This window comes from Myroides odoratimimus (genome assembly GCF_001485415.1).
Taxonomy (GTDB): domain Bacteria; phylum Bacteroidota; class Bacteroidia; order Flavobacteriales; family Flavobacteriaceae; genus Flavobacterium; species Flavobacterium odoratimimum.
Map to the genome: position 1 here is coordinate 1 of NZ_BCMQ01000051.1, position 7,681 is coordinate 7,681.

The window sequence follows — 7,681 nt, forward strand, 5'->3', positions numbered from 1 at the left end:
AAGTTTTTTCTTTTTAGATTAACTAGACTTTTTGCCTAGTCCCCAACTTTTGTCACTGATCCTAAAAAAGCTCTATACGAAATAACTACAAAAGTTTTGATAAATTACCTAAATAAAAGATATAAAAAAACCCAACTTTACATTTTTGGGTGTAAAATTGGGTGTTATAATCGTAATCGCCTGAAAATCAAGGTGAATCTCGGAGAAAGAGGGTTAGCCTCTTTTATGCCGTATGCTTTATAAATAGGGAGGTTCACCTTTTTAAATTGTTGTGAGCACCTAATTACGAAAGTTTTAAACTATGATTGGAATCGTTTGATTCAATTTCAAATATACTATTTAACACCTGATTTTGAAATAAAAAAGGTAAAACCTTCATTTTTTCTTAAAATCTCATTAAGCTAACCACTTGTTATATGACGAATTTATTTATATATTTTTTATAATTCTCAACAATATTCTCTTCGATATTTAATGATATATGAAAAAGCTTTTCTGGATTAAATTCTTTTATAATTCTAATTTCCGTTTCTTTATCCTTGAATATTTCAAATGCTAAATCTTCGTAAATAATCAAAACATATCTTCCAAGATTCCAAAACTCTTGATCTTTTTTGTAATTTAGATGTAAATCATAATATTGGAAATTATAATTTTTCATTTTTACATCCTCGTTTATATAATACATCTCATCAAAAATTCCTACACCACCAAGCTCGTCATAGTCCTCTTTATACTCAAGAAATGAAGATAATTTTTCATTTGCTGTAATTGTTTTTAAATGCTCTAAAACACGATATATAATTAATCCATCGAAATCATCGTAATAATCATTTCTGCCCTCAAATACTATATATTGACTATAAAAACTAAAAATAATAAAACCTAAATCTTCTTTATCTAATTTATTTAGGTCAATATTTTCGATTATTTCTTTTAAGATTTCATAGCTTGGATCAATGTTGAATTTTACTTTATAGTCTTTAATGTCTTTAAACAATTTTTCGTAATGGTTTTCTGAAAAATAACGTTCGACTAAATCTGGATATTGAATAATCCTATTTTTAATGTTAGCACCTTCTATTAATAATATTTTGTAATTCTTTTGCGGTGATATCTTTTCTAACCAATTTCTTGCAGATGTAGTAATATAAGAACTGATGAAAAAAACAAGAAAATTTGGTTGTTCAGCATCAGCCCAAGCGATTTTAGAATTTAAATCAGTTGGTGGTACACCTGCTGAGTAATGTTTACATTCAAAAAACCATTTTTGTTCAATAGTACTAAATGGATTTGAATAGTTTGAATTGGCTTCTATATCTCGTCCATTATCACCACCTCCATCTCGCCAAATAAGATTATGAAAATTATAATTTACAAGTAAATCATAGCACAGATTTTCAAATGCTTTTGGAGAAATTTTTTCAAAATTTATATCTTCAATTTTATATTTCATTATTTAAAACTTCATGTTTTGATAATTTGTACATAATATCTTAGGGCTTGGCTTTATGGTTTTAAGCCAACTACAGTTGATGCGAGCTCAGCAATTGATGTAACTTTTCTCAATCCTTTTTGTATTTGAATGCTTTTTCTTGTTCCTGATACACTTGAATCAACAAGATTAAACAATTCGGAATAATTATTTTTGTATTCTCTCGATACTTTATCTAATGATTGAACAGCAACTTTTATATAATTTTTTAGTTCAAGAAAAGAATTTTCTAAACTATTTTCATCTAATTGAATAAATCTATGGTTTATAACATTTTTATTATCAACTTGAAAGAATAATACTGAAGGATATTTTATAATAACATCGTCACCAAAGTATTTTCTAATAAGCTTGTTTGTATCTTTTGAAGGATTTTGAATCGTTGGTATTTGAAACATTTCCTTAGACGTATCTCCTTGCATTTTAGCTTGTATCATTTCCTGTATGTTTTTCTTTATATCTTCAGGTTTATAATGTAAACTAAATACAGTTAAGTATTCACCAGAAATACTATGGAGTGATAGCCAATAGTCTGCATCATTTAATATTTTTGAAATTTGAGGATTTTCAAAATCGTAAAGAATAAAAGCAAACATTAATGCTCGATCTTCTTCACGATGTGCATTACATATTTTTAAGAATTCTTCTTCGAAGTGGTAATAACTTGAACCCTTATCTTCGGAATTTATATAGACTGTAAACATTAGATTAGTTTTAACGTGTTTTAGCTTTACGAAGTGAAATTTTTGTTTTCACTTCGACTCTACTTAGAATGAAAATTAATTAGTTTTTAGGCAACCTATCTATTAATTTATTCAAAGTAGCGGTAAGTAGTTTGACTTTTGTAGGGTCTTCAGGATTCTCAATCTCTAATTTACTTTGTTGCATATTCTCAAAGTATCTCATGATTTGGTTCCATCTGACATTTTCTCGCTTATTATTAAGCTCCTTTTTCGTAATGCTAATAATTATTTTTGTTTCATCTGTTTCATCTATTTCATCATCTTCAATAAGACTAATTCCATATTCATTTAGCTGTTGTGCTACATCACCAGATATTGCATAGATTGCTGACATATTTCTTTTGTCTTGATTAATTTTTTCGTAAGTAGTTAATAGACCTTTTAATAAACTATACATTCCAGTTAATAATGCACTTAAACATAATGCCCAAGGTAATTTAACGATTAATAAACCTAAAGCATAATTTATTATTTGCCAGCTTGTAATCTTATCAGCTTGTGCAAGAATAAATTTATCAAAACTACTAAAGCTCTCCAATAAATTTGGAATACTGAAGCCAATACCTGTAATTCCAGCAATTAATATACCTATAATAGTATAACTATATAGATTCATGTTTTTATTAGTTTCCTCTAAAAAATCTCGAAACTGATTTATTAATTTCACTTTTCCAGTTGCATTTCTTTCAGCTTCAGTTACCTTATTTTTTGATTCGTGTATTGAATCTTGAGTCTTTTTGTCAAGCTCTTCTTTAGTTTTTTTAAAGGATTCTTTTAAATTTGATTCTTTTTCGTTATACAATTTCTCTAAATTCTCTACTTTTTTACTATATGCTATTTCTTCAGTTTTTTCTTTTTCTTTTTGTTTAAAAATTCTAGAATTTTCTTGTCTTTCTTTTTCTATGATCTCACCATCTAATAAATCTCTTTTTTCTTGAAGTTGCTCGATTTCTTCCTTTAAACTTAATAATATTTGATTTGCAATAGAACCTTCAGTGCCATTAGTTTGTTCACCAATTATTGCAATTAAATTTGTATGCTTATCTTCTAGCTTTTTAAGTTCTCTTTTTTGTCTACTAATTTCTTTATTTAAATCTAAAAACTCTGTAATCGTAGTGAAATCTATTTCGCTAAATTCACTTATTAATGAATCAAATGCATCTTTTCCAGATCCATATTCTTCAATATTTAAATATGGCATAACATTATTTCCATAACTTACTTTTGGTAATTGATCTAATAATGACTTAATACCGTTTGTAATTTTTAATGTTGAATTTTCAGACATAGTTTTTTAGAGATGGTTTGGTTAATAGATTCGGCTAATATTTCGTTAAATTTATTGCTAATATAATTAGTCTTTTCGTGAATTAGTTACATGTAAATATAACTTTAATACAAATAGTGCAACAATTAAACAACATTATTTTTCTTCTTTAAACATATCAAAACTTTCTGTAATAAAATTACGGAAATCCGTAAACCACTCAAAATTTTGAGTCTATCTACTATTTAAGTAAAAAACTATCGACTTCGGAGTAGTTTTCTAGCCCTCTGCAAGAGCAAGTAGTTTTGATGGTACGAATGGAGTTTCGAGTGCCTCAAAACATAACTTGCTATTACTTTTGCAGTAACTTATTTAGATGTAAATAGATTTTATAAAAGAAAAGATCTCTTTTGATTTTCAATAGTTTTAAGGAGCAAGTAAGAGGTTAACATAATAACTTGCTAGCCAATTTGGATTTTACAAGTATTTGTCCTCTTAGTTTGCTTTTATGTTGCAAGGAACCTGTTAGGATGTTAGATTTCGGGTCTGTTAACAACTTTAGTGATAAGCTGAATATTCCACTGAAAGTGAACAGCCTATTCCGGTGTGAAAGTGAACAGTCTATTCCAGTGTGAAAGTGGACAGTTCTTCGCCTTGTTTTTTAGTAGTATAAATATAGCTAAAAAGAGTTATTATTTTTTGATTATTTTTCTGAGAGATTCTCCTTCTAATTCAAAGCGAATAGCAGAGTGAATTATTCTATCTAAAAACGCATCTGCAATTGTTTTTTCTGAAAATAAATCATGCCATGCTTTTACAGGTATTTGTGAGCAAAAGATAGTTGTTTTATGATGATTACGATCCTCAATAATATCCATTAGTATAAGTTGCTTATCACCAGTAATGGGTTGTAATCCAAAATCATCTAAAATAAGTACATCAGTGGCGCTTAATTTTAGCAATTCTTTTAAATAACTGCCATCAGCTTTAGTCATAGCCAAACGATGTAATAATTTACCTAAATTGTAGTATTTTACTTTATAACCAGCTACACAGCTTTGGAAGCCTAGTGCAGTAGCTAAGTAGCTTTTCCCTGTTCCAGTACAACCAGTAATAATGATATTTTGATTTCGATCAATAAAACTACAATCAGATAATCTTATAAAAGTGTTTTTATCTAAGTTTCTCTCAGCAGTAAACTTTACCTCTTGTAAACTAGCTTGATAGTGGAATCTAGCATTTTTTATAAGCCGCTGAGTCTTATCATTATTTCTTTGATTATCTTCTGCCTCAACTAACCAGGCTATAAACTCGTCATTGGTAAAAGAGTCTATAGCTTTAGTTTCTAAGGATGATTCATAGGCTCTTTTCATACCATTAAGCCTAAGTTTTTGCATTTTTTCAATTGTTGCATTAACATTCATAAACATAAAGATTTAGTTAAAATAATTATTCCCTCTGATATTTTCATGTTGGGGTATAGCTTGTAAGTTTTGTTCTAATTCTTGTTGATCTAATCCGTTTTTTAAAATATTTTCAATAGCCTTATAGCTTATATGTTCATAAGCTAACGCTCGTTTACAAGCTAAGTTTAGTCTAGAATTCCCTACTTTACTAGCAAAGGACAAAACAGCTATACATGATTTAAAGCTCTGTTCTACAAAGGTTTGTTTGTGCAGTATTTTCCCAATAAAAGCTTTTGTTTCAGGGCCTATTTTATTGGCCCAACTAATAAAATACTCTTCACTCCAACCTGCATTATATTGACTTTTTGGCGGTAAATGCTCCTTTAAGGTTGAGTATCCACTAGTTCTCCTATTACGAGGATGAACAGCAATGCGTTGATAGTTATGATAGATTTCAACAATATTTTGATCTACAATAAGAGTTACTTTCTTTCCTAAATACTGATATGGAACACTGTAGTGGTGTTTGTCCTCTCTAAAATCAACGTGATAGTTTTTTAATACAGTAGCTGTTTTATAAGTTTTAATTGGATATAAATCGATTGGTAAAGCTTTAAGAGCTTGTTTTTCAAAATCCAAGAACATCTCTGTTCGGCTGCTTTGTTTCTTCTGAAAAGGATAGTCATTGTAAGGCTTTAAAAGTTTTTTAATAGCTGTGTTTAGCTGATTTATACTGAAAAATATCTGACCATGTAGTTTGGTGTAGATTCGGCTATAGGTAATATTAACTGCCATTTCCACTGGAGATTTATCCTTAGGTTTTCTAACCCTAGCAGGCATTATAGTGGTATCATAATGCATGGCAAATTTTAATAGTTGCTGATTTAATTCCGGTTCAATACGGTGTGGTTTAATTACTGCTGACTTTAGGTTATCTGGTACAATACAATTAGGTACACCACCAAAATAGTGTAATGCATTTTCAATACTTTTTATAAAATCAGGGGCTTTTTGACTTGCACAAGCCTCTACATAAGTATATTGACTAGCGCCTAGAGTGGCTACAAAAACTTCTACTTTACTAATATTTCCTGTTTGTGGGCATACAATTTCTAATCTCTTCCCTGCATAGTCAATGAATAGCTTTTCACCTGCTTTATGCTCAATAGGTACATAACCTTTTCCTTGAGCACACCAATTACTATAAGCCTCACAAAACCTACTATATTGGACCCCTTCAGGGTATTTCTCTTTGTATTGCTCCCATAGTATTAATCTTGTAAAACCTACTTGTGGTAACATTCTATCTACATAGGGAAAATACTCTAGTAGATCTGTAGTAACCTTATCGTTTTTGATTTCTGTCAGCAGATTAGGAGTATGGAATAAATCTGCTAAATCTTTTTCACTTAATTTGTCTAATTCACCAAAACTAAGCCCTGATTTACAAATATTATCTACATATTTAATCAATGTAGTTCTTGAAATTCCTAAACTAGATGCGATTCTAGAATTAGAAATTTCTTTGATTTTCATCTTAATGATACTTTTTATCATGGTCGTTGAGATAGGTTTGTTAGCCATAACTTTGTGATTTTTAATCACAATTTACACTAAAAAACTAAGCTCAGAACTGTTCAGTTTGCACTGGAATCACTTGTTCAGTTTAGACCGGAATCATCTGTTCAGTTTAGACCGGAATCACCTGTTCAGTTTGCACGTATGCACCCCAGCAAGTGCATGTTTCATAATATAATGTAAGGAAGTAAGTTTGCTTTAAATAATAAAGAGATGAGCAAACAAGAAATTATGTACTCTCATGTAGAGGATTGGCAAGCAAGTGGATTAACACAATCAAAGTATTGTGAAAGTGTTGGAATTAAGCTGGCGACATTTAGTTATTGGGTAGTAAAGTTTAAGAGTGAAACAGAGCAAGAAGGCTCAAGTAACTTTATAGCAATAGGTGAAACATCTAAAACCGACAGTAAAGAATACGAAATCGTGTATCCTAATGGAGTGAAGTTACGTTTAGAAACGAAAGATTTGGGTGAACTCTATTCATTAGTAAACCTTGTGTAATGTTTAGTCTGAGTAGTAGCCATCAATTCTACTTGTATAAATCAGCTTGTGATATGCGCAAGAGTTTCGATAGTCTATGTGGTCTTGTTCAAAACGAGCTTAATCAAGTCGCTCATAATGGAAGTGTCTACGTCTTTATCAATCGTCGATGTAATCAGATTAAACTCTTACACTGGGAAACAGGTGGTTTTGTGTTATATCACAAGCGATTAGAACAAGGTACTTTTGCTTTTCCTATTCATAATCGGACTCAAATCAGTTGGAGTGATTTGGTACTTATGATTGAAGGAATACAAGTGATAAAAAGTAGTCAAAAAAGGCGGTTTTCCATGAGATAAAACAGCCTTAATCCTTGTATAAATAAGGCTTTTGACGTATATTTACTTCATGGAAATAGACTTAGAAAACTTATCGAAACAAGAACTTTTGGCACTTTTAACCAAAGCCCAAAAGACTATTTCCAAACAAGAAAAAGTAAATACTAAATTAGAGAAGAAAACTACTAGCTTAGAAGAAAAGACCTCTAAACTAGAAGAAAAAAATACAGAACTGGAATATCGTGTAAAGCTACTTGAGCGCATGAAGTTCGGTCAAAGCCGAGAACGTTTTGAGGATCCCAATCAAACTCAATTACCTTTAGATGTTGAACAAGCAGTCTTAGAGGAACAAGAAGAAGTAATCAAACAAGAGA

Annotated in this window: 8 protein-coding genes; 3 read left to right on the plus strand and 5 right to left on the minus strand. The window is 30.1% G+C overall.

Translation table 11 applies throughout. The features are described 5' to 3' along the window. Positions 1-412: 412 nt before the first annotated feature. The 5 genes from MODO_RS18590 to istA all read right to left on the minus strand — a co-directional run bounded on the left by MODO_RS18590 (position 413) and on the right by istA (position 6,495). Entirely contained in the window at positions 413-1,456 is a 1,044-nt protein-coding gene (locus MODO_RS18590) for a restriction endonuclease (RefSeq protein WP_006259349.1), read from the minus strand. Between the two features lie 53 nt (positions 1,457-1,509). Beyond that, a complete protein-coding gene (locus tag MODO_RS18595) occupies positions 1,510-2,199 on the minus strand; it encodes a hypothetical protein (RefSeq protein WP_006259348.1) in 690 nt (229 codons plus the stop codon). A 79-nt stretch (positions 2,200-2,278) separates the two neighbouring features. Beyond that, a complete protein-coding gene (locus MODO_RS18600; RefSeq protein ID WP_006259347.1) occupies positions 2,279-3,526 on the minus strand; it encodes a hypothetical protein in 1,248 nt (415 codons plus the stop codon). A gap of 671 nt (positions 3,527-4,197) precedes the next feature. Next, positions 4,198-4,929 carry an IS21-like element helper ATPase IstB gene (gene istB, locus MODO_RS18605; RefSeq protein ID WP_006259346.1) on the minus strand — a complete coding sequence of 244 codons (732 nt, stop codon included), beginning with the start codon at positions 4,927-4,929 and terminating at the stop codon, positions 4,198-4,200. 12 nt (positions 4,930-4,941) lie between these two features. Continuing rightward, positions 4,942-6,495 carry an IS21 family transposase gene (istA, locus tag MODO_RS18610; protein WP_059051711.1) on the minus strand — a complete coding sequence of 518 codons (1,554 nt, stop codon included), beginning with the start codon at positions 6,493-6,495 and terminating at the stop codon, positions 4,942-4,944. Between the two features lie 207 nt (positions 6,496-6,702). On the opposite strand from istA, the gene tnpA reads away from it, so the two are divergent. From tnpA to MODO_RS18625, 3 genes are all read left to right on the plus strand, one after another. Beyond that, entirely contained in the window at positions 6,703-6,990 is a 288-nt protein-coding gene (gene tnpA, locus MODO_RS18615) for an IS66 family insertion sequence element accessory protein TnpA (protein ID WP_006258245.1), read from the plus strand. After that, complete coding sequence (tnpB, locus tag MODO_RS18620; protein WP_081316899.1) at positions 6,990-7,328, plus strand: IS66 family insertion sequence element accessory protein TnpB; 339 nt, start codon at positions 6,990-6,992, stop codon at positions 7,326-7,328. Before tnpA ends, tnpB begins: the two co-directional genes overlap by 1 nt. Before the next feature lie 49 nt (positions 7,329-7,377). After that, positions 7,378-7,681: IS66 family transposase (locus tag MODO_RS18625; protein ID WP_218185763.1), on the plus strand; the 304-nt coding region annotated here is incomplete at its 3' end.